A 1,159-nucleotide genomic window follows, 5' to 3' on the forward strand; every position below is an offset into this window, starting at 1 on the left:
CTTAAGGATCACGGGTTGGGGTGACACCCGGTGTGCCTGCGTGTAGGGGTGGGCCACGGAAGACAGTCTCTGGATTGCTGAGATCTAGAGAACAGGAAGCCATTCCGTGACCCACGACGACATTGTCTATGACAGGCGTGTGCGAGTGATCGAGCACGCCGCCCGGATCAACAACGTGAGCGAGGCGTGCCGGGTGTTCGGCATCTCGCGCAAGACCTACTACGAGTGGGTCAACAAGGCCGAGCAGTACGGTCTCTCGGCGTTGCTGCCGCGTGAGCGACGTCGTCCTCACATGCCGAACGCGATGACCTCCGAAGAGGTCGCGGTGATCTTGTCGGAGGCGATCGCCAGGCCGACGCTGGGGCCGAAGTCGTTGCTGCGCCACCTGAAGAAGCGTGGTGTCGATCGGTCGGCCTCGGGGGTCGCGAAAGTCCTGCGACGCCACAACCTCGGCACCGCGAAGCAGCGGGTCATCGCGTTGGCCAGCCTGACTGCCACCGAGACGGGGCAACTCACCGAGGCCGCGATGGAGGGCCCGTTCGGGTTCTGCCAGTACGCCTCCCGCCCGGGCCAGGTCGTGGCCCTGGACGCGTTCTACGTCGGGCGTCTCAAGGGTGTGGGCGCGGTGTGGCAACTGACCGCGGTCGACATCGCGACCCGGATCGCGGTCGTCCAGCTCGTTGTCGGGGACAAGACCGCCGCCGTCACGGCGTTGCTGCTCGACCATCTGAAGAAGGCGCTACGCAAGCACAGCATCACCCTCGAAGGAGTCCTGACCGACAACGGCCCAGAGTTCGTCGGCAAGGCATTCCAGGCCCGCGTGGGCGAGCTCGGGTTGCACCATCACCGGATCCCGCCAAGGTCACCGAACCACAACGCGGTGTGCGAGAGATTCCACGGAACCGTGCTGCACGAGTTCTACCGGCCCCACTTCCACCGAGGCCGGGTCGAGGACGTCGCACTGCTCGACAGGGCCTTGCAGGCCTGGGTCACCGACTACAACAACGAGCGTCCCAACCACGGTGACTACATGGCCGGTCGCACCCCGCTGCAAGTCAAAAGAGAACTCAAGCGCCGCATCCGGCAGACTGCTGCCTGACCATCAAAAGTCAGCATCCCCAGAGACGCTGACCTGTCACCCCGACCCGTGAGCCGCAAG

The 1,159-nt window shown here is 64.8% G+C and carries 1 protein-coding gene; it reads left to right on the forward strand.

Annotation, left to right across the window (positions count from 1 at the left end; all coding sequences use genetic code 11):
• Positions 1-139 precede the first annotated feature (139 nt).
• Positions 140-1,099, forward strand: a complete 960-nt coding sequence (locus CF8_RS19965) for a helix-turn-helix domain-containing protein (RefSeq protein WP_269634820.1) — start codon at positions 140-142, stop codon at positions 1,097-1,099.
• The last annotated feature ends 60 nt before the right edge of the window (positions 1,100-1,159 follow it).

It is taken from the genome of Nocardioides sp. CF8, assembly GCF_000389985.1.
Taxonomy (GTDB): domain Bacteria; phylum Actinomycetota; class Actinomycetes; order Propionibacteriales; family Nocardioidaceae; genus Nocardioides; species Nocardioides allogilvus.